1 protein-coding gene is annotated in these 207 nt (G+C 79.2%); it reads left to right on the forward strand.

The window, feature by feature from the left end; translation table 11 throughout:
* A partial coding sequence (locus VR45_RS49865; protein ID WP_234326704.1) for a hypothetical protein occupies positions 1–195 on the forward strand: 195 nt, incomplete at its 5' end.
* Positions 196–207 lie beyond the last annotated feature (12 nt).

The following is a 207-nucleotide window of genomic DNA, read 5'->3' on the forward strand; positions in this document are numbered from 1 at the left end:
GACCTGGCCTGCGGGGTCGGCGGGGACGGCCACTGGCACGGCTGGTTCGCCGTCCACTTCCGTGCCGTCGCGCTGTGGCGGCTCGGACTCCATCCGGACCAGCCGACCTCCGCCCCGAGAGGTCCGCCGCCGCCCGCCTGGTGGGGTCCGTGGGCCTGGGGCAGGTCACCCCGGCCCGCCCGGGGGCCGGGGTGACCTGACGGCGGG

Source organism: Streptomyces sp. NRRL S-495 (assembly GCF_000966955.1).
Lineage (GTDB): Bacteria > Actinomycetota > Actinomycetes > Streptomycetales > Streptomycetaceae > Kitasatospora > Kitasatospora purpeofusca.